Raw genomic sequence first — 23,838 nt, 5'->3', positions numbered from 1 at the left:
TTCTCCGCTTCTCCTTGGGTCCCGTTCAGTCCCGCTTCGCGATCACCTGGTCGATGATTCCGTACTCCAGACCCTGGGCCGCCGTCATGATGTAGTCCCGATCCGTGTCCCGCTCGATCTTCTCCTTCGTCTGGCCCGTGTGAATCCGGATGATATCGTTCAACCGTTCCCGAATCCGCAATATTTCCTTGGCGTGGATGTCCACGTCGGTGGCCTGGCCCGAGAAGTCCCCCATCGGCTGGTGCAGCAGGATCCTCGAGTTCGGGAGCGCGAAGCGCTTCTTCGTCGTGCCGGCCCCAAGCAGGACCGCCGCCATGCTCGCCGCCTGGCCGATGCAGATCGTCGACACGTCCGGCTTGATGAACTGCATCGTGTCGTATATGGCCAGACCGGCCGTCACCGATCCGCCCGGGCTATTGATGTAAAGGTGTATGTCTTTCTCGGGGTCTTCCGCTTCCAGGTACAGGAGCTGAGCAATTACCAGGTTCGAGAGACTGTCGTCAATCCCGCTGCCGATGAATACGATGTTGTCTTTGAGCAATCGCGAGTAGATGTCGTAGGCTCTCTCGCCCCGGTTGGTTTGCTCAACAACCATCGGCACAAGCGGCATTGAGCTAACCCTCCCGACTAATAGTAGCGTGAACCAACAAAAAGTCAAGCGCCATTTCCCTCTGCAACTGCCTTTCAAGCCCCTCCAGATGGCCTTTTCGCGCGAGTTGCTCTTTCAAATCCGCGACGCTGACGTTTTGACGCTTCGCTTCGTGGCGCAAGCGCTCGTTCACCGCGTCGCTCGCCGGGGAAAGCGACTCCGCCGCCGCGATGTTTTCCAGAATGAGCATCGCGCGGACGCGCTTGACTGCCGCGGGCCGCCCCTTTTCGCGCTCTTCCTTCCAGTTGACGTCGGAATGCTGCGGATCGATCCCCTGGAGGAGAAGGTGCCGGACCAGATCCTCGACCTGGCGGTCGAGCTGAGCCTCGACGAGCGCGTCCGGAACCTCAAAATCGTGCTTATCGACGAGGATCGTCAGGATTTTGTCCTTGGCTTCCGTCTCCTCCGCCGCCGACTCCCGCCGCAGGAGCTCCTCCCGGACGTGGCTCCGGAGCTCCTCGAGAGTCTGGAACTCCCCCAGCTCCTTGGCCAGCTCGTCGTCCAGAGCGGGGACCTCCCGGACCTTCACCTCCCGGGCGGCCAGGGAGTATTCCACCCGCCGGCCGGCGAGGACCCCCGAAGGGTAGTCGTCCGGGTATTTGACGTCGAAGGTGCGCGTCTCGCCGGCGGCGAGGCCGAGGAGCGCGGCGTTGAAATCGGGGTGGTTGTCGTCCGAGCCCACGCGCATGGTCACCGCTTCGCCCGTGAAGTCCTTTCCCTTCCCCTCCACGAACCGGCCCGAGAGCGCGCCGACGACGACGTCGCCGTTCTCGGCCTTCCGATCGGCCAGGGTCGAATACTTGGCGGCGCGCTCGCGCAGGGCCTGGAGGCTTTCCTCGACCATGGCGTCGGTGACGGCGACCTCGCGGCGGGCGATCGGAAGACCCCGGTAATCGCGGATCTCGAGCGCGGGTTTCACCTCGAACGTGGTCCGGAAGACCAGCGGCTCGCCCTGCCGGTAGTCATATTGATCCAGGACGGGCCGGTGGACCGGCTGGATCTTCTTCTCATCCAGCGCCCGGTGGGCGAATTCCTCGATGAGGTTGGAAAGAACCTCGCCTTCCACCTGCTTGCCGTAACGCTGCTTCACGATCGACAACGGGATCTTCCCCTTCCGGAACCCGGGAATCCGCGCGCTGCGCCGATAGGTCTCGTAGGCCTTCTCCATCTCCGTGGCGACGACCTCGGGAGGAATCTCCACCTCCATCCCGCGCTTCACGCTGTTGAGCTCGTTGATCGTCACCTTCATCGCGCGCCCCTGACTGTGCTGGGAGGGCCTCGGCTTTTGTTCGTGGGGAGGTCCCGGACGCATCACTCCGGAGAGGCTTCGGATGCTAGCAGATGTTCCACGGGGGTGCAAACCCCGGACGGCGCGCATCCCGGGTTCGCGGAGGTCCCTCTCCGGCTTTGCCCCCGCGGGGCGCGGTGTGCTATAAGATGACGCTCATTCAATCGACGTTGGAGGTCTGGATGCTTCATCGGGCTCGCCCCTCGCGGACGACATTGCTTCGGACGCTGTCCTTGGCCGTGACTCTGTCCGGTCTCGCGACCGCCTGCCGGTACGGCGGCGACATCCGGCCGGGCGTGGGCGCCGCCGGCATCAAGCTGGGGGACAGCCGCAGCACGGTGGAAAAGGCGCTCGGGAAGCCCGAGCAGGAAACCGCGAGCGGCGTGAGCGGGGAGAAGCGGAAGGAGACCGCCTACCTTCTCTATCCCGCGCGCGGATTGGACGTCCTTCTGGAAGAAGGGAAGGTCAAGAGCATCTTCCTCTATCACGAGGGAACGGACGACCATCGCGAGTATCCGGGACGGATGAACGGCGACCTCACTCTCTCTTCCAAGCGGAGCGAAATCCTCCATGCTTTCGGCGAGCCCAGCTCGCGCGGCATCGGGGCCGACGCCGATCGCTGGTACCGCTACGACAGCGGCATCGAGTTCAGCTTCCAGCCCGACGGAACGCCCACGCACATCGTCATCACCGCTCCGCGCTGATCGACCTCCGCCCCAAGCATCACCTTTCCCTCGTGCGCCTCGGCTTCCGCCGGACCGCCGCCTTCATCGCCCTTCCCGATCGACCGCTGCGGCGGGCGTATTAATAAGTAGAGCCGCATTCCGAGGCCCGGCGTCCGCTGCTGAGACGGATTCCTTCATCAGGCGATCATGCGAATGCCGGCAAATCCTTGTGGAGTATACGTTACGTGCGGAGCGTCTCACGAGCGTCTCAGCGCGCCGCGTGAGACGGATGCTCTAAGTGATTGATAAAGGAAAGCTTCGAGAAGACCTCCCGCGCTCCGCGGCGCGACGCTTCGCCGGAATCGGCTCCGACACCCTCCTGCCTTCCTGCCTTAGCTCGGATCATTTTCTCTATCTGCTTGAAGTTCAGGCAGTTTCGCTTGATCGGCCGTGGCTGGCCTGCCCTTTGCTGAAAGCGATCGTCGCGAGGCAAACCATCATGGCCGAGAGCGAGGGCCCGGCCAACGGTCGGACTCTAATCATCACGGAAGGAATCCTATCGAGCCTTGGTCCGGCGCCGACCTTCCTCAGGCGGACCTCGATCCGCCTTTTGTCGGCGCGCACCGGGTCCGAGGTCCTCACCCTCGCGGGGACCTCGGACCCTGGTCTTCTTCTCCTCGAATACTCGATGCCCGTCATGAAGGGCGATCAGGTGTGCCGGAGGCTTCGGGCCGACAAGCGGCTCGTCAAGGTCCCGGTCATCATCGTGGGGCCTCCGGAGCCGCCGAGGATCGAGGTGTCGTGCCGGAAGTCCGGCTGCAGCCTCTTCAGCCCGGCCCCCGTTGATTTCTCGCGCCTTCTGCCGCGGGTCGCCGAGTATCTCGGTGTGGCCCAGCGCCAGGAGGAGCGCCTGTCGGTCGTCCTCTCCATCTCCTACGGGACGGTCAAGTCCGAGGTTCTCGGCCGCTCGATGGATCTCAGCAGCGGCGGGATGCTGGTCCGCACGCCGACCCCTCTGCGGGTCGGCTTCTTCGTGAACCTCCGGTTCAACCCCGACAAAGGGCGGCGCTCGATCATGGCGCAGGGAAGGATTCGGCGAACCAGTCCCACGGAGGAAGGGGAATACGACGTCGGGATCCAATTCCTGACGCTTCCCGTGGAGTCGGTCGACCGCATCGAGAAGGTCCTCCAGATCCAGCGCTCCTCGCCGCGCTCTTGAGCCCCGAATCCCAGGCTATAATCGGCGGGTCTTCATCACCTCATCCGGGGACGCCCTTGGGCACCGCCGCTCGACTCGTCACGATGGCTCTCGGCCTGCTGGCCCTCTTTCCGCAAGCCGCGCTCGCGGTCAAGCGGGGCGTCGTGCGGGACCTGCAATCGGAGTACGCGGGCCACACCTATCAGCTTCGCATGGATCTGCGCGGCACCGATTACTTCGCCGCCTTCAACGTCGTCAACGAGCAAGGGATTCACTATCGGGGGCGGGAGCTGCCCATCATCTTCTACCAGCTGGAGACGGTGTACCTCGATCGTGTCTCCAACGAAGGCGGGAAGGAAGTGAGGCTGACCATCTACCGCAGCCGGAACGACGCGCGGCAGATCCGGGGCTCCGTCCCCGCGGCGCCGCTCCCCGTCGGTCCCGACCGCGACACCACCCTGGGAAATTTCGCCCGCGACCTGAGCACGAACGTTCTCCTCGAGGTTCGCGCCGGCAAGGACGACCCGGACGCGCAGCGCTCCGAAATCACCGCTCTGCTCGAGCGGCTCTTCTATCTCAAGGAAACCCCCGGCTACAAGGAGAAGGAGGAGTTCGTCCTCTCCCATCCCGACCTTCCGATCCCGCGCCTGGCCGCCATCACCGGCCTGGCGGAAGATCTCGTCAACGGGATCCTGAAGCGGCGGGAAGCTGCCAAGCCCTGGTGAGGCGGCGGCGCTCGCCGACATCGCTCTCCAGGCGGGGTTTGCCGATCAAGCGCACCGCGGCCGGGGGTTCCGCGATGGGATGGACGCCGGGCTGGCGTTGCTCCCCGGAGAGCTGGACTCGGGCCGGAGCGAGGGGCGTCAGCGCGAGGCGCGCCCAGGATGCAGCCGGACGAGGAGGATCCGCTCGAGCGGGCCGTAGCTCTGCGAGTGACCCACGACGATCAGGCCGCCGTCGCCGGTGGCGGCGACCGTCCGGCCCAGCTCGTTCCCGGCTCCTCCGAACCGCCGCGCCCAGAGCTCCTCGCCGTCACCGGACGTCCCTCGCGCGACGATGTCCCAATCGCCCGAAGCGGATTGCGCGTAGCCGGCAATGGCTGCGCCGCCGCCGGGCAAGAGCGCCAGGTGAACCGCACGGTCGTCACGAGGTCCGCCGTACGTGCGCGACCAGACGACGTTCCCCTCGGCCGACAGCTTGAGCAGGAAAACGTCGGTGCCTCGCCCGGCGCCGGCATCCGTGTATCCCGTTGCCAGGAATCCCCCGCCCTCGAGGCGCCGGACGTCGTGTCCCACGTCGAACCCCGGCCCTCCCCACACGCAGGACCAGATCGGCTTGCCGGCCGCATCGTAGCGGGCGATCTTCGCGTCGTACCCGGGCCCTTCACGCGGGCCGCCCCCGCTCAGACCCGCGAGCACGTAGCCGCCATCGGCCAGCGCCTGGATCGAGAAGACGCGCTCCACCGGCGCTCCCCCGGTCGAGACGCGCGCGATCTCCTTTCCGTCGAGATCGGCCCGGATCACGAGGGCTTTCGACGTCCCGTCCGCCTCGAGCGCCTCACCGGCGGCCAATAGTCCCTGGGGCACGACCTCCAGCGACCAGAGGCGCTCCTTATGAGGTCCGGGGTAGGACGTCTGCCAGATCACTTTCCCGGCCGCGTCGAAGCGGATCAACGTCGCATCGAGATCCCCCGCGGACGATTTCACCCATCCGGCACCCGCAAACGTGCCGTCTCCGATCGCCCGGAGACACCAGATCGCACCGTCCCCTCCGCTCGGGAGGGCACGCCGCCAGATCTCGTCCCCCGTGGCGCTGACTCGCAGCAGGAGACCTGAGTCGACGCCGCCGGCGTCCGAGAATCCTGAGATCAGAAGACCATCGTCGAGGGGAACGGCCGCTACGCCGGAGTCGGACAGACTGCCGGGCAGGGGCCTGACGAGCGTCACGCGGAGTTCCGGCGTCGACGGCGGCGAGCTGACGGCTGGAACCGCCGCCCCGGAAGCCGCGAGCACCAGCCCGAGCCCGAGAGGGAACGCGCTCCTGCGAAGGAAGGTCACGATCCCGGCCTCCCCTTCGCAGGGACGGGCGAGTCGGGGGAGGAGGACGGCGCGACCAGGACATCGAGGGTAGAGCATCGGGAATGGCTCTCCTTGAGAGAGTGACGGCCGGGCGATCGGCAGGATCCCACCGCGCGCCGCGCCGCGTGCCTTGAACGGATCTCCGGCGCCTTGAACGGATCGGTGTCGTATACGGCTCTCACGGTCGGATGTTCTCTCCCCCGGGCGTCTATTTCCCCGGGAGGGGGCCTCGGGGGTTTTCCAGCCATGTTCCAGATCTGAACGATTGGGATGTCGTCATGCATGCAACTTTCGGAATCTCGGGACGTACTTGCTGACGAATCGGCGAAGCTTTTCTCAGGGAGGCATGATGCGTAGAGCCTGGCTGGCACTTCCCCTGCTGCTCGGCGGCGTCCTTCTCGCCCCGGCGGGACCGGCAGCGGCCCACGCGGCACGCTGGCAGATCCCCATCGAGGTCAAGAAGTTTCCGAACGGCCTGACCGTGGTCGTCTCACAGGATCATTCCGCCCCGACCTTCGGTCTCTGCCTGGCATTCCGGATCGGGTTCCGGCTCGAGCCGAAAGGGCGAACGGGGTTCGCCCATCTCTTCGAGCACATGATGTTCGAGGGAACGCCCAACGCCCCCAAGGGAGTCTTCGACCGGGTGATCGAAGGCGGCGGCGGGGTCAACAACGGCTCCACCCGGTACGATTACACCAACTACATCGAGACGGCGCCGGTTTCGGCGCTGGATCCGATCCTGTGGCTGGAGGCGGATCGGATGAAGACCCTGGATTTCTCCGAGAAGAACCTCAAGAACCAGCAGGAAGTGGTCAAGGAGGAAATCCGGGTCAACGTCAAGAACCGGCCCTACGGCATCTTCTTCTGGACCGACGTGGCCGGCAAGGCCTTCGACAAGTGGGAGAACTCGCACGACGGTTACGGCTCGTTCGAGGATCTGGACGCGGCGAAGCTCGCAGACGTCGAGGCGTTCTTCAAGAGCTACTACGGGCCCAACAACGCCATTCTGGCCATCGTGGGCGACGTCAAGCCGGCGGAGGTTTTCGGAAAGGTCGAGAAGTACTTTGGAGGAATTCCGGCGCGCCAGACTCCGCAGCCTCCGGACGTCTCCGAGGCGATGAACCAGGGCGAGCGGACCCTGGAGCAGACCGATCCCCTGGCCCGGGTTCCGGGGATCGCGGTGGCCTGGAAAATGCCGGCGCGCGGGAGCCGGGACCACGTCCCCGCGGCCGTCCTGGCCGACTTGCTCGTGGGCGGCGAAGCCTCCCGCTTCTACCAGGTGCTGGTGAAAGGGAAAGAGATCCTCCTGAGCGTCCAGGGAGGCCTCAACTGGCCGCTCGGGACGCCGTGGGACTACAACGGGCCGACGCTGCTGGACATCTTCGCCATCTACAAACCGACCACCGACGCCCGGACCGTCGTCGACGCCATGAACGGAGAGATCGAAAAGGTGGCTCGGGAAGGTGTACCGGCCGGCGAGCTGGCCCGGACGAAGACCAAGATGGCGGCCGATCTCTACTCGACGCTGGAGCTGCCCCTGAACCGCTCCACCGCCCTTTGCCTGGCCCAGCTCTTCACCGGGAACGCAGCGTCCATCAACGAGCTGCCCGGCCGGATCGAGACGGTGACCTCGGCCGACCTCCAGCGCGTGGCGGCCACCTATCTGACGGCGGCCAACCGGACGGTGGTCGATCGCAAACCGGCCCCGCAGACCGCCGCCGCGGATCCTGCCGCCGACCCGAGATAGGAGGCAACGTCCATGAAGAAGACAGCTCTAGTCCCTGCCGTTCTGTTGGTCGCACTGGCCGCTTTTCCGGCCATTCTCCTCGCCGGTGAGGAGAAGCCACTTCCCAAGGAGCTGCCGCCTTTCGGACCCGACTCGCCGCTGCCCGTCCCCACCATCAAGGCGTCGAAGCTCCCGGAAGGGCTCACGGTCTGGCTGGTCCAGCGCCCCGGTTTCCCCATGGTCACCGCGATCCTCACGGTGCGCGGCGGCACGGCCTCCGACCCGCGCGGGATGGAAGGGATCTCCGACACGCTCGCCGACACGCTGAACGAGGGCACGGCGGCTCGGACCTCGAAGCAGATCGCCGAGGATCTGCAGGAGGTCGGCGGCACTCTCTCCACCAATGCGACCTCCGACGTGATCCAGCTCACGGTTGCAGGCCTCGCGAGCGGCTCCACCCGGTTGCTGACGATTCTCGCGGACGTGGCGCGGAACGCCTCCTTTCCGGTCCAGGAAGTCGAGCTTGCCAAAGCCAACGCGCTGCAGGGCCTGGAGGTCCAGGCCTCCACTCCCGAGTTCCTCGCCCAGAAGGCCTTTGCGGCGGCGGTCTACGATGACCACCCCTACCGCACCGTCGCGGCCACTCCCGAGACGATCGCGGCGATCACCCCCGGCATCCTGAAGCGCGAGTTCTTGCGACGGTTCCGGCCAGAGCGGGCGCTCCTGGTGGTTGTGGGCGACCTGGACGCCGCCGCCACCGGCAAGACGATCGGCAAGGTGTTCGCCGGCTGGAAGGGTCAGGGCGAGGCGCCCGCACCGACCCCGCCTTCACCGGGGGCGAAGGCCCGGCAGCTCCTCGTCGTCAGCCGCCCCGGGTCGGTGCAGTCGCTCATCATGCTCGGCCGGCCCACGGTGCCGGCGACCGACCCGGAGTATTTCCCACTGCTCGTCGCCGACACCGTTTTCGGCGGAGCCTTCGGGAGCCGTCTCTCCCGCAACATCCGGGAGGACAAGGGATATTCCTATGGGGCCTACTCCAGCGTGCAGACTCGCGAGGAGGGGGGTCTCCTGCAGGTGCGGGCCGACGTGCGCAATGAAGTGACCGCCGCCACGCTGTTGGAGATGTTCTATGAGCTCGACCGGATGGGCGCCACGGTGCCGACGTCGGAGGAAGTGGCCAAGGCGAAACGCTACCAGGGGGGCCTCTACCTCCTGCGCAACCAGATCCAGGGCGCCGTCGCCGGGACCCTGGCCACCAACTGGGTAGATGGCCTGCCGCCGGAAGCGCTGGGTGATTTCGTGCGGAAAGTGAACGCCGTCACGGTCGAGCAGATCCGGCAGGCTGGGCGGGACTTCTATGCTTCCAGGAGCCAGACGATCGTGGTGGTGGGTGACGAGGCCAAGGTCCAGTCGGAGCTTTCCCAGTTCGGATCCACCCGGACGACCCAGCCTTGATCCGGCGCAACCGGGCCACGTCGTGATGCATGCCCTGGGGTGGCCCGAAGGGGAGCCTCGGGAATCGACCGCAGGCCGACGGAACGGATTGGCTTAGGCGCACCATGAAAGCGCCAAGGACCTTCCGGAAGGCTGACCTACCATCGGCGAGCTGCATGTGCGTCGGAGTCATTCGAGTTGCGCGCGGGACCGGCTTGGCCATGGCGTTCCTAAGCCTGGGGGTGGGATTCCGGCCGTCCTGCGCCGGGCCACCGGGTGATCCCGCGATGGTCGCGCCCGGCGTGATTTCGACGCCGGACGACGAGTTCGGCTTTGCCGCCACGCCGGACGGCCGAAGCGCCTACTTCACGAAGCGCACCCCCACGACGAACTCCCCGCCTCGTCTCGTCATCTGCGAGACGGAGTGGCGGGACGGCCGCTGGTCCGAGCCGCGCGTGGCTCCCTTCTCCGGCCGCTATTCCGATTTCGGCGCCGCGGTCTCCACCGACGGCCGCCGATTGTTCTTCACCTCCGACCGGCCGCACGACGGCTCGTCGAGCGGAGAAGCGGCCGACTACAACCTTTGGGTTCTCGAGCGCGCCGCGGGCGGTGGGTGGGGAGAGCCCAGGAATCTGGGCGCCCCGATCAACACGGCGGGGTTCGAGGGCAGCCCCTCCGTCGCCGAGGACGGCACGCTGTACTTCGCGTCGTTCCGTCCGGGAGGCAAGGGCGGCCTCGATCTGTATCGCTCGCGATGGGTCGATGGCCGCTTCGGCGAGCCGGAAAACCTGTCGGCGCTCAATAGCGAAGCGACCGAAACGCAGCCTGCCGTCTCCCCCGACGGTTCGTTGGTCGTCTTCGTGGCCATCGGACGAGACGGTGAGCTCCGGGAAGGCGGCGCGCCCTACCCGCGCGCCGACCTCTATCTGTCGAGGTCGGGTGCGGGCGGCTGGAGCGCTCCCGTCCATCTTGATCCGCCCCTCAACTCTCCGGCCGCCGAAACCACCCCGGCGTTCTCCGCCGACGGGCATTGGTTCACGTTCGCGAGCGAGCGCGGGGCCTTCCACGTCCCCATGCCGCACCGCCCGAACGCCGGCGCGCTCGAGCGCGCCCGGCGCTCCGTGCTCAACGGCGCGGGCAACATCTATCGCGTGCCGGTCGAGCGCCTGGGGCCCGAGGGCCGTCCGCTGCTCCATCTCGTGGGAGAGGGCGTGATTTCCACTCCCGCCGACGAGTTCGGCGGCCAGCTCGCCGACGGTGGAGCGACCCTGTTCTTCAACCGTTCCATTCCACGGTCGCAGAACTACACCGTGCTCATGGCGCGCCGGCACGGAAAAGGCTGGAGCGAGCCGAGCGTCGCGTCGTTTTCGGGAACGTGGCGTGATTTCGACGTCACGGTCTCCCTCGATGGAAAGCGGCTCTATTTCATCTCGGATCGCCCCCTCTCCGCCGGCGTGCCGAACGACCGCTACAACGTGTGGCGGATGGAACGGACGGCCGGCGGCTGGGGCGCACCGCGCCCGCTCGACCGGCCGATCAACGGCGACTGGGGCAACCACTTCGCGGCCGAGGCTCGCGACGGCACGCTCTACTTCACCTCGGATCGGCCCGGCGGCAAAGGGCTCGTGGACGTGTGGACGGCGGAGCCGGAAGGGGAAGGTTACGGGGAGCCCACGAACCTGGGAGATGCCATCAACGGTCCGAATCTATTCAACCTCGAAGTGGCGATCGCTCCCGACGAGAGCTTTCTCGTTCTGACTGCCGCCGGAAGAGACGACTCCCAGGGTGACAGCGACCTTTACGTCAGCTACCGGCAGGACGGCCGGTGGCTGGCGCCGCAGAGTCTCGGCCCGCGCCTCAACACCGCGGCCCGCGAGTACAGTCCCCGCCTCTCGCCCGACGGAAGGCGGCTCCTCTTCGCGAGCGAGCGGGGCGTACCCACCGAGGCCCGCGCGGCGCCCTGGACCTACGCCGAGCTGGTCGGGCGCATCCACGGCATCGAGAACGGCCTCGGCAATCTGTACGAAGTGGATCTCGCGCGCATCCTGCCCGCGCCCACGCCCTGAACGGGTGCGCCGCTTCGCGCCCGCCGATCCGCCTCGAGGCGTGCCTTGCCGTCCGGTCTCGACGAGCGGGGCTGCCGTCCGCTGCGACGCGCTGCCCGCTCGGCCCCTTGACAGCGCGGACGGGATGAGAGTACGAAGCTCGATCGCGTCCACTCCCTTGGAGGGTTCGATCACCCATGAAGAAGATCATCCTGGCGGCCATCGCGTTCCCGGTTTCGGCGGCCCTCGCGGTCGTCTCGACCTATCAGCCCACGAGCGATGCGCGGCGCGCGGCCCAGTCGATCCGGGCCGACACGCTGCTCGGGCATATCCGCTTCCTCTCCGGCGATCTCCTGGAAGGAAGGGGCCCCGCCTCCACCGGCGACCGGCTCGCGCAGGCCTACATCGCGACCCAGTTCGAGGCGGAAGGGCTGCGGCCGGCCGGTCCCAGCGGATCGTGGCTCCAGGAGTTCGAGCTCGTCGGGGTCGACAGCGGGGCGCCCCCGACGATCCAGTTCGAGAACGCGGGAAAACACCTGTCGCTCAAGTATTCCGACGAATACATCGGCGTTTCGGGCGGCCAGTCCGCGACTTCGAGCGTCCACGACGCCGAGGTCGTCTTCGTCGGGTACGGGATCGTCGCGCCCGAATACGGCTGGGACGACTACAAGGACGTCGACGTGCGCGGGAAGGTCCTTCTGATGATGAACAACGATCCCTCGGCGGATCCGGCGCTGTTCGCGGGCAAGACGAGGCTCTACTACGGTCGCTGGACCTATAAGTTCGAGATGGCGGCCGCCAAGGGGGCGGCCGGGGCGATCATCATCCACACGACCGAATCGGCCGGATACCCGTGGCAGGTGGTCCAGACCTCCTGGTCCGGAGAGCAGTTCGAGATTCCGGCGGAAGGCGGTCCGACGACCGCGTTCAACGGATGGGCGACGGAAGACGCCAGCAGGAGGCTGGCGGCGCTTTCGGGGAAGGACCTGGACGCGCTGAGAGCCGCGGCGCAGAAGAAGGACTTTCGGCCCGTGCTCCTGGGGACCAGGTTGTCGCTCGAAATGGCCAATAAGATCCGGCACGTGAAGACGGCCAACGTCCTCGGAATCCTGCCCGGGTCCGATCCCAAGTCGTCCAAGCAGGCGGTGGTGTACATGGCCCACCACGATCACCTTGGAAAGAAGGAAGGGGCCAAGGCGGGCGAGGACGCGATCTACAACGGGGCGCTCGACAACGCCAGCGGCGTCGCCAGCCTCATCACCCTCGTCCGCGCCTACAACGCGCTCTCGGTGAAGCCGAAGCGCTCGATCCTTTTCGCCGCCGTCGCCGCCGAGGAGCAAGGGCTCCTCGGCTCGAAATACTTCGCGGAGCATCCTGTGATCGAGCCGGGACGGATGGCCGCCGTGATCAACATCGACGGGATCTCGATCTGGGGCCCGGCTCGGGACCTCACCTTCATCGGCAAGGGGAAATCGACCCTGGACGGCAAGATCGAGGCGATCGCGAGGATGCAGGGCCGGGTGGTGAAGGCGGACCAGTTCCCCGATCGCGGGTACTTTTACCGCTCCGATCAGTTCAATCTGGCGAAGATCGGCGTGCCGGCGGCCTATTTCGAGTCGGGTCTCGAGATCATCGGCAAGCCCGCGGGGTGGGGAAAAGAGCAGTACGACAAATACGAATCCACGGACTACCACCAGCCGAGCGACGAGATTCACTCCGACTGGGATCTCCGGGGCGCCGTGCAGGATCTCCAGCTCGACTTCTATCTCGGCCTGGACGTAGCCCAGTCACCGCAGATGCCGAAGTGGAATGCGGGCGACGAATTCGAGGCGGCTCGCCTCGCGGCCTTGTCGAAGGTGTCGCCCCGATAGCTCGAGATATCACGATCCCGCGCTTCCACCGGCGACCGGAACTGCTCGGCGCGAGGATCACTGCGTCCGGACCGGTCGCGCCCGTCCCATGACTCCCGGCTCGGAAACCTTCTCCCGATCCTCCCGTACTACGAGAAGTGCGGTCTTGAACCGCACGCTTGCGACGCAACTATCACGAAGACATCGCGCTCCGGCGGCGTTCATCGGGGATGAGCGATGGGTCTGGGCGCGTCCAGCGGGTCTGCACCAGTGACAAGCGCTCGGAGGCAACGAGCGATCGTACGGCGGTCGCGATCCGGGGTTGGAGGCAGCATGCTGGACGATTTCATGACCGAGCTCCGGCAGTCGGCACGATCCCTGGCCCGGACGCCGTCGGTGACCTTCGCTTCCATCGCCTGCCTGGCCACCGCGATCGGCGCTTCCGTCGCGGTCTTCACCATCGTGAACGGCGTCGTCCTGCGGACGCTGCCCTTCCCGCGCGCCGACCGGCTCGTCGGAATCTGGGGGGTAGCCCCGGGCCGCGACACGGTGCGGCGGGCGTTCTCCTGGCCGGATGTCCGCGACATCGCCGGCATCGGCCGCAGCCTCGAGGCCGTGGTCGCGGTGCAGAACACCGGCACCGGAATGACCCTGACGGGCCAGGACGATCCCGTGCAGGTGCCGATGAGAATCGTGTCGGGAAATTTCTTCGACGTGCTCGGCGTCTCCGCCGCCATCGGGCGGACCCTCACGACCGTCGACGATGATCCAGCGTCACCTCCCAGCGTGGTGATGAGCGACGGGTTCTGGCGCAGGCGCTTTGGCGCCGATCCGACCGTCGTCGGGCGCAGCCTGACGCTCGACGGCCGGGCGTTCCTCCTCGCGGGTGTGGCGCCGCGGTGGTTCGCCTATCCGGCGGGGACCGATCTGTGGGTGACGGTCGCGCACGCCGTCCCCGAATACGTTGAGGAGCGCGGCGCCGGATGGATGGAGATGATCGGACGGATGAAAAAGGGCGTCACGCCCGACGGCGTCCGCGCGGATCTGTCCACGCCGGTCGACGAGATCGCACGCAAGTTCCATCCTGCGCGCGGGCGGGAGGAGCTGTCGGTGATGCCGCTGGCGCGCGAGCTGCTGGGTGACACGCGTCCGGCTCTGTGGGCGCTGCTGGCCGCGGTGCTCGTGCTACTCGCGGTCGCCTGCACCAACGTCGGAGGCTTGCTCCTGGTGCGCGGCGCCGCCCGCGCCCGCGACGTCGCGATGCGCGTGGCGCTCGGCGCCGAGCGATCGCATCTCGTGCGCCAGGCGTTCGCCGAATCGTCGTTACTGGTCGCCGCGAGCGGAACGCTCGGCCTCCTGCTCGCCATCGGCCTGGTCGAAGTGGCGAAGCTGTGGGGGCCCGCCGACATCCCCCGGCTCGCCGACGTCGGCGTCGACGGACGCGTGCTCGCCTTCGCGCTCGGCTTGGTGTCGATCGTGACCGTCCTCTGCGCGCTGATTCCCGCGTTGCAGGCCACGACAGCCGACGTGCAGACCGTGCTGAAGCGAGGCGGAGGCGCGCTCTCCGGAGATCGTGCGGTGCTCCGCCGCGTGCTTGTCTCGGGGGAGATTGCGCTCTCCGTCGTGCTGATCGTTGCGGCCGGCCTCGTCGGCCGGTCTTTCCTCAAGTTGCGCGCCGTGGACGTGGGCTTCCGCGCCGACCGGGTGCTGGCCTTCGCCGTCCCGCAGCCGCCGAGCCGCTATCCAAAGGCGGAAGACAGCCTGCGGTTCGCCGACCGGCTGCTCCCGCGGCTTGCGACTCTGCCCGGCGTGCGCCGGACGGCGGCCGTGCTGCTGCGTCCGTTCTGGGGGACAGTCGGCATGGACTGGTCGGTCATCATCGAAGGCCAGAGCCCCGCGGACGCCCGGCGGAACCCGCTCACGAATCTCGAAGCCATCTCCCCCGGTTACTTCGCCACGCTGGGTATTCCCTTACTCGAAGGACGGGACATCCATGCCGACGATCGCGACGGCCGGCCCGGGGTGGCCGTCGTGGGCCGGAGCTTCGCCCGACGGTTCTGGCCCGAGGGCCCGGTACTCGGGCGGCGCCTGCAGTTTCCGCTGCCCGGCTCGCCCTACGACAAGCAGTGGTTCACGGTCGTCGGCATCGTCGGCGACGCGAAGTATCGCGGCTTGCGCGACCCGCGGCTCGATCTCTACATCAGTTCGGCGCAATGCCCCTACCCGGTGCAAACGTTCGTGCTGCGCGCCGACGGCGATCCGGGGACGCTGGCGGCCGCCATTCGCGCCGAAGTCCGCGCCATCGATCGGGACCTGCCGATCGACGACGTCGTGGTGCTCAGCGACGCCGTGTCGCAGGAGGTCGAGCACCCGCGCTTCACGGCGGCGGTCTTCGGCCTGTTTGCGACCACGGCCACCGCGCTCGCGGCCCTCGGGCTCGGAACGATCATCTCGTGGCAGGTGCGGCAGCGGACTCGCGAGATCGGGATCCGCGTGGCCCTCGGCGCCTCGTCCCGCCAGGTGATGGGGTTGGTGATGCACGATGCGGCGCTCCTCGTCGCGGGCGGCGTCGTGGCGGGCGTGCTCGCCGCGGTCGCCACGACGCGATTTCTGCGCGCGCTGCTCTTCGAGGTCGAGCCGGGGGATCCGGTGAGCCTCGCCGCAGCCGCGCTGGTCGTGGCATCCGTGGGGTTGATCAGCGCCTACGTTCCCGCCCGCCGCACGAGCCGCGTCGATCCTCTGATCGCCTTGCGGGAAGAATGATGAAGAGGGTTGGTGCGAAAGGGGGGATTCGAACCCCCAAGGGTTTCCCCACCGGATCCTAAGTCCGGCGCGTCTGCCAGTTCCGCCACTTTCGCATGGTTGATTCTAAACCACTCGCCGATTCGGCAAGCTCTCCTTTCTCCACTATTTGTGCCTCCTCGTATCGACGGATTTCGCGTACCGAAATGCACTCCGCTTTACAAGGATTCCGTGAAGGGGAACCCGAACCCGATGCCACCTAGGGCGGCGCGGTTGGGTCGAGTTGCCAGAAGAGGAACGCCAACTTGTCCGCCAGCTGTTCTTGCCACTGCTTCCTCGTGGACGCGATGCCGTGCCCGCTCTCGTATTCGACGCGCAGCAGGACGGGTCTGCCACCGGTGGTCGCCGCCTGCAGGCGGGCAGCCATCTTGGCCGGCTGCCAAGGAGCCACGTTGTGGTCCTTGATCCCCGTGAGCAGCATGACGGCCGGGTAGCGCGCGCCCTCGATGACATGCGCGTAGGCGCTCATGTCGTAGAGAGCCTTGAATCCGTCGCGCTCTTTCACCGTGCCGAATTCGGGGATGTTCGCCGGGCCGGTCTCCATGAGCTCGGTCCGCAAGGAGTCGGTGTCGCCGGCCTCTAGGATCGCGGCCCCGAAGAGATCCGGCCGCTCGGTGATGACCCGCCCGACCAGGGCGCCGCCCGAGCTTCTGCCCTCGGCGGCGAGATGCGCCGGTGACGTGAACTTCCGGGCGATCAGATATTCGGCGCACGCGATGAAATCGCGCCAGCTGTTGGGCTTGGTGAGCTTTCGGCCCGCCTGGTGCCAGTCTTCGCCGTATTCGCCGCCACCGCGCACGTGCGCGACCGCGTAAACGCCGCCTCTCTCGAGCCAGGCGAGAGACTTCGGGTCGTAGTAGGGGTCGATCGATATTCCATAGGCGCCGTAGCCGTACAGCCGCGTCGGGTGCGAACCGTCGAGCGTCAGCCCGCGGGTGTGGATGATGGAAAGAGGAATCATCGTGCCGTCGGCGCTGCGCACCTTCACTTCCAACGCTTCAAGGGAGGGAGGGGAGTCGAACGTTCCGGCGGGCAGAAGACCCAGATTGGCCACGCGTTTCGTCCGAGGATCGTAGGCGAAGACCCGGGGGGCTCGTGTCCATCCCATCCCGATAAAGACGACGCCCGGGATCCGGGGGTCGCTCGGCTCAATCCCGATGGAAGTGTCCGAGGGCAGTTCTACGGGCTCGGGCTTGGCCCCGGCTGCGAAGGGGACCCTCAGGAGTCGGCCGCCGGCTCCATCGCGGATCCGGACGTAGAGGGCATCGTGCGCCACGGCGAGATCCGTAACTACCGCCTCGGAAGGAGCCAGGATCACGTCAGCGCGACCCAGATCGGGTTTCGACGCCCGGGTGTGGATCACCTTGAAGCGCGAGGCGTTCTTGTGAGTCATCAAGTAGAGATCGTCGCCGCGCAGCGCGACGCTGGTGACGTCATCCTCAACGTCGCAGACCTTGCGCCAGGGGGTGTCCGGGGTGGCGACCGAATCGAGCGGCGCGACGTAGACCGTGACCTCGTTTTGCACTCCGTGTTGCACGATACCCAGCACATGGCGCGATCCGGGTGCGGTCATGATCCAGGGGATGTCCGCCGGTTCCAGCCTCACGCGCGGCGAGACCCCGAAGCCGAACGCGGGCACATCCTTCGCGGGATCCGCTCCAACGACATGGAGGTAGACTCTGCTCCTGAGATACTTCTCACTGGGCGGCGAATTGGTCGGGGTCGCCTGAAGCCGATTGTAAAAGAATGACCGGCCATCCGGCCGCCAACCGATGTGATCGCCGAACTCGGCCCGATCGATGATCTCGGCCGTGTTCTGCCGGGTGGGCGTGTCAAGGATCCGCATGACGGACTCTCCCGAGCCGCCCGGCGACACTCCGTAGGCAACGTAGTTTCCGTCATCCGACGGCGTGTAATAATCGATCGTGTGCGGCGGGCCGCCGTCGGCCATTCCCTCCGGGTCCACCAGAACCCTCTCCTCGCCGGCGCCGTGATCCCGCATGACGAGCTTGAATACCGATTCCTTCGACAACGCCTTCAGATAGAAAATCGGGCCGGCCGGCAGGCGGCGGATGCCGCCCACGCGGCCGGGCGCCGACTCGTCGAGCTCCTTCACGCGAGCCAACAGGCTGGCGCGGGCCCGTTGGCGCCCGAGCGTGGCCTTCGTGAAATCGTTCTGGGCTTTCAACCAGGCTTGCACTTCCTGATCCTGAAGGTTTTCCAGGTAGCGGTAGGGATCGGTGACCTTGATTCCGAAGTAATCATCCACCACTTTTCGGACGGGTGCGATGGGGGGCTTTCCTGGCGGCGGCAACGGGTCTGGCGGGGCCGACGAGAGGAGAAGCAACGCCGCGGCGAGCCCAATGATGCACTCGGTCCATACAACGAAAGGACGATAAAGCGCCGCAGCTTTCATGTTGGGCATGGGGATCCGTCTTCGCTGGCAGTCCTCATTGCAACACTTCCACGGCTCATTATAAGGAGCCCGCGGCTCCTTCGTCTGGACCTGATTGTGACCTACTGGTGATTGGGGCCTCTGAGGCGGTGCGACGACCCTCGTCGTCCAAGCTTAGGGTTGAGGGTCGGGGGCAGCGCTCACGAGCTGGCGGCGTGAGGGCTACTCGTAGCGCAGGGCCTCGATTGGATCCACCCGCGTGGCGCGCCGCGCGGGGGCGAGCGAGGCCAGCACGGCGACCGCGACGAGGAGGGCCGCGACGCCGACGAACGTGGCGGGATCGGAGGCGCTGACGCCGTACAGGAAGCCCTGCAGCAGCCGCGTGACGGCAAGCCCGCCCGCGAGCCCCAGGGCGACGCCGAGCAGCGTGAAGCGCAGCCCCTCACCCACCACGGCGCGCAGGATGTCGCGCCGCTGCGCGCCGAGGGCCATGCGCACGCCGATCTCGCTGGTGCGCTGCGTGACGCTGTACGACATGACGCCGTAGATCCCGACCGCGGCGAGCAGCAGCGCCAGGCCGGCGAAGATGCCGATCAGCCAGGTGCGAAACCGCGGCTGCGCCACCGAGGCGGCCACGTCGTCCTCCATGGTGCGCGGATGCACGAGCGGCTGGCTGGGATCGATCTCGGCGACGGCGCGCCGCAGCGCCGCGGCTTGCAGAAGCGGCTCGCCGGCCGTTCGCATCACGATCGACAGCTGGAAAGCGGGCAGGATCCGGTCCGCCTGGCGGTAGGGCAGGTACATCTCCGCCTTGGGCTCGAGATCGAGCCCCTGAATCACGTCGCCCACGACGCCGACGACCTCCATCGTCGGGATGCTGTCGTCCGGCGTGGCGCCGAGCTGGAGCCGCTGCCCGAGCGCCTCCTGGCCCGGGAAATGGGTGCGCGCCATCGTCGCGTTGATCACGACGACCGACGGAGCGCGCTCGTCGTCCCTTGCGGTGAGCAGCCGGCCCTTGACCGCCGGCATCCCCATCGTCTCGAAATAACGGGGCGTCACGACGCGGTAGCCGGCGGCGATGAAGTCGTGCGGCCCCTTCGGGGGGCGCCCGGTGATGTTGAAGTGCAGCAAGCCGCCGGCGCCGCTCACCGGCAAGAACGACGCGGCCCCCGCGGAGCGCACCCCTGGCAGCGTGGCGGCGCGCTCCACGACGCGGTCGAAGAACTCGGCGCGCCGCGCCGGCTCGGCATACGACGCCTGCGACAGCGGCAGGTCGGCGACGAACAGGTGATCCGCCTGGAACCCCGGGGAGACGCTCTGCAGGCGGGCGAAGCTCTTGAGCAGCAGCCCCGCCCCGACGAGCAGCAGCATGGCCAGCGCGATCTCCGCCGTGATGAGCATGCGCCGCGTGCGTTGCATCTTGGGACCGCCGGTCGCGCCGCGCGAGCCCTCGCTCAGGGACTCCCGCAGGTCGAGCTTGGTCGTGCGGAGCGCCGGCGCCACGCCGAAGGCCAGGCCCGTGCCGACCGCGACCGTGAACGTGAAGGCGAGAACCGCGGGGTCCAGCCCGACGGAGAACGCGGCGGGCAAGGCGCCCGCCGCGAGCTTGAGCAGCGCGTCCAGGGAGATCCAGGCGAAGAACAGCCCGATCGCCCCGCCCGTGAGCGCGAGCAACACGCTCTCGGTGAGCAGCTGGCGGACGAGGCGCGCGCGGCTGGCGCCCATGGAAGTCCGGATGGCGACCTCCCGGCCGCGGGAGGCGGCGCGCGCCAGCAGCAGGTTCGCGACGTTGGCGCAGGCGATCAGGAGCACGAAGCTCACGGCGCCGAGGAGGATCCAGAGCGCCGGCCGGACGTTCTTCACCATCTGGTCCTGCAGCCCGACCACGTCGGCGCTGATGCCGGTGTTGTAGTCCGGGTATTGCTGCTCGAGACCCTTGGTGATGGCGACCATTTCGGCGCGCGCCTGCTCGCGCGACACGCTGGCCTTGAGCCGGCCCACCGCGACGATGCCGGGGTGCCAGTTGCGATCGTCGGGCAGCGTCGACGCCCAAGGATGGAACGGAACGAACACCTCCGCCGGCTGGAGGATCTCGAATCCCCGGGGGAGCACTCCAGCGATGGTGCAGGGTTGCGCGTCGAAAGCGAGGCTCTTTCCGAGCACGTCCGCGGACCCGCCGAAACGCCTCTGCCACAAGCCGTAGCTGAGCAGCGCCACCGCCGGCGCGCCGGCGCGATCGTCGCTTTCCGTGAAGCCGCGCCCGATCACGGGGGTCACCCCGAGCATTGGCAGGAGGCCCGCAGTGATCCGCCGCAGGCTCAGGCGCTCCGGCTCGCCGGCGCCCGTGAGGGTCGTGTTGGCGCCTTGCGTCGCCTGCAACGGCCCGTCGAACGAATGGCTCTGGTCGCGCCAATCCAGGTAGTTCTGGTACGACACGGTGATGGTGTTGAAGTCGTTCTTCTCGGCCACCAGGATCAGCCGCGCGGCATCGCGGAAGCCCAGCGGGCGGAGCAGGACGGCGTGCACCACGGTGAACATCACCGTGTTGGCGCCGATGCCCAGGGCCAGGGTGAGGATGGCGATCGACGCGAACGCAGGGCGCTTGCGCAGCACGCGAAACGCGTAGCGCAGGTCCAGCAACAGCGTTTGCACGTTTTCCCCCTTGAGCCGGCGGGGCCGGCGCTCCGGCGTGTTCTCCGGGTCATGATGCGGTCCAACGGGCTCCCGACACCCTCACCCGCGACACGGTTCCGCCAAGTCACCGCAAACCCTGACGATGCTGTTAATACCGCTGGTTTTGGGAAAAGTTTCACCGCGCCGGGCCCGGCCGGAGGGCGTTTCACCGGCACCCGGCGCCCAGGCAGGATTTTCGGAGTCCGGAGTATGGTGTCAATGCCCGGAAGCCCGGGGTGTTCCCGCTGGAGCTGCTGGCCGCCGAGGCGGGCGCCTGGTCGAGGCTTTCCTCGCCGAGTACGCCAGGCGCGGGGTGAGGGTGACGGATGCGGTGACCGAGCTGCCCGAAGCGTAGGCGGCGACGGCGCGGGCTTGCGGGTCAGCCTTGCCGGCTCAATACAGCGGCTCGAACATCCCCGACAGCAGCTCGAAGAAGCGGGTGGCCACGCCGCGGTGCTTCCAGCCTTCGTACGTGATCTCCTCGCTGATCTTCAGATCCCTCTGGAACATCGCCTCCATCGCCCCCGAGAACGAGCGGTCGTAGAACGACAGGCTCACTTCGGCGTTCTTCGACATCGAGCGCACGTCGAGATTGATCGAGCCGATGGTCGAGAAGATGCCGTCGACGATCAAAGTCTTGGAGTGGATCATCGACGGCCGGTACTCGTAAATCTTGACTCCTCCCTGGAGGAGGGGGCCGTAGTGAAAGCGGGAGGCGAGGCGGACCGGCGGGAAGTCGATGTGCCTGCCGGGAACGATCACCTTCACGTCGACGCCCCGGTTCGCCGCCGCGATCAGCGCCTTGCGAATCTGCCGGTCGGGGAGAAAGTAGGAGTTCTGGATGTGAATGCTCTTGCGGGCGGCTTGGATTGCCATGAAATAGAGCATCTTCGGCAGGGACGAAGCGTCGCCCTTGGAGGTCTTGACCGCCTGGGATTCCATCGATCCGGCCGGCGCCGTTTTCGGATAGAAGACGTCGCCGGCGAGGATCTCGCCGGTCGTGAACGTCCAGTCCTCGCAGAAAACCGCCTGCATCTGTGACACGACCAGGCCGGTGACGCGCACCGCGCTGTCATGAATCTCGGTCTTGTCGCGGGCGTTTCCCAGCCAGCGCTTCTCGAAACAGAACCCGCCGGTGTAGGCGATCTTGCCGTCGATGACCAGGAGCTTGCGGTGCGTGCGCCGGCCGAAGATCGGGTAGCGGCTGGCCGGCCGGTAATCCCTGCAGATGACGCCTGCGGCCTCGAGCTCTTTCCGGAGGCTCCCCAGCTTCGAGCCCTGAGCGTCGACCATGAGACGCACTTCGACTCCTCGGCGGGACGCCTCGATCATCGCGTCGGCGAACTGCCTTCCGACTTCGTCCGGCTTGTAGATGAAGGCCTCGAGATTGACCGAGACCTTGGCCTCCCGGATGTCCTTGAGCATGGCGGGAAAGAACCCGTCGCCGTTCTCGAGCAGCACGGCGGAGTTGCCGCCCACGATGACGCCGCCGATGTTGTCGAGCGATCGGCGGAACTGGGGGTCCTCGACGGGAAAGGGGGGCTGGAACTGATATTGGTTTCGCTGGCCCGCGAAGTGCGGCAGGATGGCGCACCCGCCCTGGGCGAGAACGGCGGCAAGCACGAGAATCGACGGGAGCCGGCGCGTCATCCCGATTCTCTAATCGGCGGAGCTGCGTTTCATGAAAGCCAGAAGCGACTTCTCGGCGACGTGCAGGCTTCGGCCGCGATAGGAAATCAATTCCTCGGGACTCTTGAAGAAGCGGCGGATGACTCTTCCCTTCTCGAAGCCCTGCAGGATCTCGGGGCAGATGTAGGAGCTGCGGCAGACCGCCGGCGTGTTCCCGAGGATGTCCGCCGTCTCCTGGATCGCCGCGACTACCTTACGCTTGCGCGCCGCGCCGGTCTCGGCGTTCTCGGCGCCAAACTTCGCGAGGGCGCAGGCGCAGACGAGCGTCCCCGCCCAGGTGCGGAAATCCTTGGCGCTGAAGCTCTCGCCCATGACTTCTCGAATGTACTCGTTGATGTGGTGGCGCGTGACGTTGACGAACTCGCCGTCGCCGTTTTGAAACTTGAAGACATCGCGGGAGGGATGTCTCAGCAGGCCGCGGACGATCCGGGCGACGCGGCGGTCCTTGAGGCGGCTTTGCTGCTGCACTCCCGACTTTCCGGTGAAGTCGAACTCCACGACGTTCCCTTGGACCCGCACGTGTCTGCGCCGCAGCGTCGCCAGGCCGAAGCTCCCGTTCTCGCTGGCATAGACCTGGCTCCCGGGCCGCAGGAAACAGGTCGAGAGAATCCTCAGAATCGAGGCCATCACCGTCTCTTTTCCCAGGCCCGGCCGCCGGAGGTGCGCGGCGACCGCGCCGCGCATCTTGGGGAGCGCCTGGGCGAATAGGATCAGGCGCCTGAACTTCCTGGCTTCCCTGCGGCGCAGGTGATCGGCGTGGTACAGATACTGCAGGCGGCCGGCGGCGTCCCGGCCCATCGCCTGGACCGTCCCTCCGGCGGCCGAGTTGATCCAAACGTCGTTCCAGGCGGGCGGGATCTTGAGCTGGTGGATGCGATTCCGATCCGCCGCCGAGACCGCGGCATCCGCGGGACCTTTGTAATGGAACCCGCGCTCCTTCGTTCCGAGGCGACGAATTCCCGTCTTCTGGAGCTGCTCGATTCTCGTCATGGGAACATCCAGGGCCCATCACAGGCGTGCGTCATGCAAACAGCCACCGCATTCTATCAAGCTCGTACTCAAAGCCCACTTGTGGCGTCCGCATCCTCGTTTGACAACCTGCCGGGCTGCTTCCAGAATCCCTCCTCCCGTCCCACGATTACGCATGTCGAAGGAGTCCGTCATGTCCTACCGTCCGCTGCGCGTCGCGTGGAGGGGGATTTCCTGCGTGCTTCTCCTATGGGCGATTCCCTCCGCCGGTCGCACGGCGCCCGCGCCGCAGTCGGACCCGCTCGAAGGAATGCTTGCCCGGCTCATCGGAGAGGAGGCGGTGTCACAAGGGGCCTACAAGAAGCTCTCCCACCTCA

16 protein-coding genes and 1 tRNA gene are annotated in these 23,838 nt (G+C 66.9%); 9 read left to right on the top strand and 8 right to left on the bottom strand.

Translation table 11 applies throughout. The features are described 5' to 3' along the window. Window positions 1–25: 25 nt before the first annotated feature. Both clpP and tig read right to left on the bottom strand, forming a co-directional pair. Complete coding sequence (gene clpP / locus VGR67_05100) at window positions 26–610, bottom strand: ATP-dependent Clp endopeptidase proteolytic subunit ClpP (GenBank protein ID HEV8335772.1); 585 nt, start codon at window positions 608–610, stop codon at window positions 26–28. A gap of 4 nt (window positions 611–614) precedes the next feature. Further along, a complete protein-coding gene (gene tig / locus VGR67_05095; GenBank protein HEV8335771.1) occupies window positions 615–1,898 on the bottom strand; it encodes a trigger factor in 1,284 nt (427 codons plus the stop codon). 272 nt (window positions 1,899–2,170) lie between these two features. Between tig and VGR67_05090 the strand changes: the two genes are divergently transcribed. The 3 genes from VGR67_05090 (at window position 2,171) to VGR67_05080 (ending at window position 4,525) form a co-directional block, all read left to right on the top strand. After that, a complete protein-coding gene (locus VGR67_05090) occupies window positions 2,171–2,641 on the top strand; it encodes a hypothetical protein (protein HEV8335770.1) in 471 nt (156 codons plus the stop codon). 460 nt (window positions 2,642–3,101) lie between these two features. Then, window positions 3,102–3,821 carry a response regulator gene (locus VGR67_05085; GenBank protein HEV8335769.1) on the top strand — a complete coding sequence of 240 codons (720 nt, stop codon included), beginning with the start codon at window positions 3,102–3,104 and terminating at the stop codon, window positions 3,819–3,821. 56 nt (window positions 3,822–3,877) lie between these two features. Beyond that, on the top strand, window positions 3,878–4,525 hold the full coding sequence (locus VGR67_05080) for a hypothetical protein (protein ID HEV8335768.1): 648 nt from the start codon (window positions 3,878–3,880) through the stop codon (window positions 4,523–4,525). 138 nt (window positions 4,526–4,663) lie between these two features. On the opposite strand, the gene VGR67_05075 is transcribed toward VGR67_05080, so the two are convergent. Continuing rightward, the gene (locus VGR67_05075; protein ID HEV8335767.1) at window positions 4,664–5,857 is read right to left on the bottom strand and encodes a hypothetical protein; all 1,194 of its coding nucleotides are present in this window, start codon (window positions 5,855–5,857) and stop codon (window positions 4,664–4,666) included. Window positions 5,858–6,224: 367 nt separating this feature from the next. Between VGR67_05075 and VGR67_05070 the strand changes: the two genes are divergently transcribed. The 5 genes from VGR67_05070 to VGR67_05050 all read left to right on the top strand — a co-directional run bounded on the left by VGR67_05070 (window position 6,225) and on the right by VGR67_05050 (window position 15,696). After that, window positions 6,225–7,625 (top strand): pitrilysin family protein, encoded by a 1,401-nt coding sequence (locus VGR67_05070; protein ID HEV8335766.1) that lies wholly within the window; start codon window positions 6,225–6,227, stop codon window positions 7,623–7,625. Between the two features lie 12 nt (window positions 7,626–7,637). Beyond that, window positions 7,638–9,059, top strand: coding sequence for a pitrilysin family protein (locus VGR67_05065; GenBank protein HEV8335765.1), 1,422 nt, complete (start codon window positions 7,638–7,640; stop codon window positions 9,057–9,059). Between the two features lie 266 nt (window positions 9,060–9,325). Beyond that, a complete protein-coding gene (locus VGR67_05060) occupies window positions 9,326–11,104 on the top strand; it encodes a hypothetical protein (GenBank protein HEV8335764.1) in 1,779 nt (592 codons plus the stop codon). Window positions 11,105–11,280: 176 nt separating this feature from the next. After that, window positions 11,281–12,954, top strand: a complete 1,674-nt coding sequence (locus tag VGR67_05055) for a M20/M25/M40 family metallo-hydrolase (protein HEV8335763.1) — start codon at window positions 11,281–11,283, stop codon at window positions 12,952–12,954. A gap of 312 nt (window positions 12,955–13,266) precedes the next feature. Beyond that, entirely contained in the window at window positions 13,267–15,696 is a 2,430-nt protein-coding gene (locus VGR67_05050) for an ABC transporter permease (GenBank protein ID HEV8335762.1), read from the top strand. Between the two features lie 10 nt (window positions 15,697–15,706). Here the strand turns inward: VGR67_05050 and VGR67_05045 are convergent. The 5 genes from VGR67_05045 to VGR67_05025 all read right to left on the bottom strand — a co-directional run bounded on the left by VGR67_05045 (window position 15,707) and on the right by VGR67_05025 (window position 23,482). Continuing rightward, a tRNA-Leu gene (locus VGR67_05045) sits at window positions 15,707–15,791 on the bottom strand. A gap of 143 nt (window positions 15,792–15,934) precedes the next feature. Next, complete coding sequence (locus tag VGR67_05040) at window positions 15,935–18,160, bottom strand: prolyl oligopeptidase family serine peptidase (protein ID HEV8335761.1); 2,226 nt, start codon at window positions 18,158–18,160, stop codon at window positions 15,935–15,937. A gap of 192 nt (window positions 18,161–18,352) precedes the next feature. Next, the gene (locus tag VGR67_05035; GenBank protein ID HEV8335760.1) at window positions 18,353–20,782 is read right to left on the bottom strand and encodes an ABC transporter permease; all 2,430 of its coding nucleotides are present in this window, start codon (window positions 20,780–20,782) and stop codon (window positions 18,353–18,355) included. A 414-nt stretch (window positions 20,783–21,196) separates the two neighbouring features. Beyond that, window positions 21,197–22,453 (bottom strand): phospholipase D-like domain-containing protein, encoded by a 1,257-nt coding sequence (locus VGR67_05030; protein HEV8335759.1) that lies wholly within the window; start codon window positions 22,451–22,453, stop codon window positions 21,197–21,199. A gap of 9 nt (window positions 22,454–22,462) precedes the next feature. Beyond that, a complete protein-coding gene (locus VGR67_05025; GenBank protein HEV8335758.1) occupies window positions 22,463–23,482 on the bottom strand; it encodes a DNA topoisomerase IB in 1,020 nt (339 codons plus the stop codon). 172 nt (window positions 23,483–23,654) lie between these two features. On the opposite strand from VGR67_05025, the gene VGR67_05020 reads away from it, so the two are divergent. Beyond that, a partial coding sequence (locus tag VGR67_05020; protein HEV8335757.1) for a hypothetical protein occupies window positions 23,655–23,838 on the top strand: 184 nt, incomplete at its 3' end.

The organism is Candidatus Polarisedimenticolia bacterium (genome assembly GCA_036004685.1).
Lineage (GTDB): Bacteria > Acidobacteriota > Polarisedimenticolia > Gp22-AA2 > AA152 > DASYRE01.
Note: the sequence above shows the minus strand (reverse complement) of the source record. Positions and strands in the feature narration are given on the sequence as shown.

Coding starts and splice junctions, on each gene's coding strand:
- clpP (HEV8335772.1), bottom strand. CDS start 610: ATGCCGCTTGTGCCGATGGTTGTTGAGCAAACCAACCGGGGCGAGAGA.
- tig (HEV8335771.1), bottom strand. CDS start 1,898: ATGAAGGTGACGATCAACGAGCTCAACAGCGTGAAGCGCGGGATGGAG.
- VGR67_05085 (HEV8335769.1), top strand. CDS start 3,102: ATGGCCGAGAGCGAGGGCCCGGCCAACGGTCGGACTCTAATCATCACG.
- VGR67_05070 (HEV8335766.1), top strand. CDS start 6,225: ATGATGCGTAGAGCCTGGCTGGCACTTCCCCTGCTGCTCGGCGGCGTC.
- VGR67_05065 (HEV8335765.1), top strand. CDS start 7,638: ATGAAGAAGACAGCTCTAGTCCCTGCCGTTCTGTTGGTCGCACTGGCC.
- VGR67_05060 (HEV8335764.1), top strand. CDS start 9,326: ATGGTCGCGCCCGGCGTGATTTCGACGCCGGACGACGAGTTCGGCTTT.
- VGR67_05055 (HEV8335763.1), top strand. CDS start 11,281: ATGAAGAAGATCATCCTGGCGGCCATCGCGTTCCCGGTTTCGGCGGCC.
- VGR67_05050 (HEV8335762.1), top strand. CDS start 13,267: ATGCTGGACGATTTCATGACCGAGCTCCGGCAGTCGGCACGATCCCTG.
- VGR67_05040 (HEV8335761.1), bottom strand. CDS start 18,160: ATGCCCAACATGAAAGCTGCGGCGCTTTATCGTCCTTTCGTTGTATGG.
- VGR67_05030 (HEV8335759.1), bottom strand. CDS start 22,453: ATGACGCGCCGGCTCCCGTCGATTCTCGTGCTTGCCGCCGTTCTCGCC.
- VGR67_05025 (HEV8335758.1), bottom strand. CDS start 23,482: ATGACGAGAATCGAGCAGCTCCAGAAGACGGGAATTCGTCGCCTCGGA.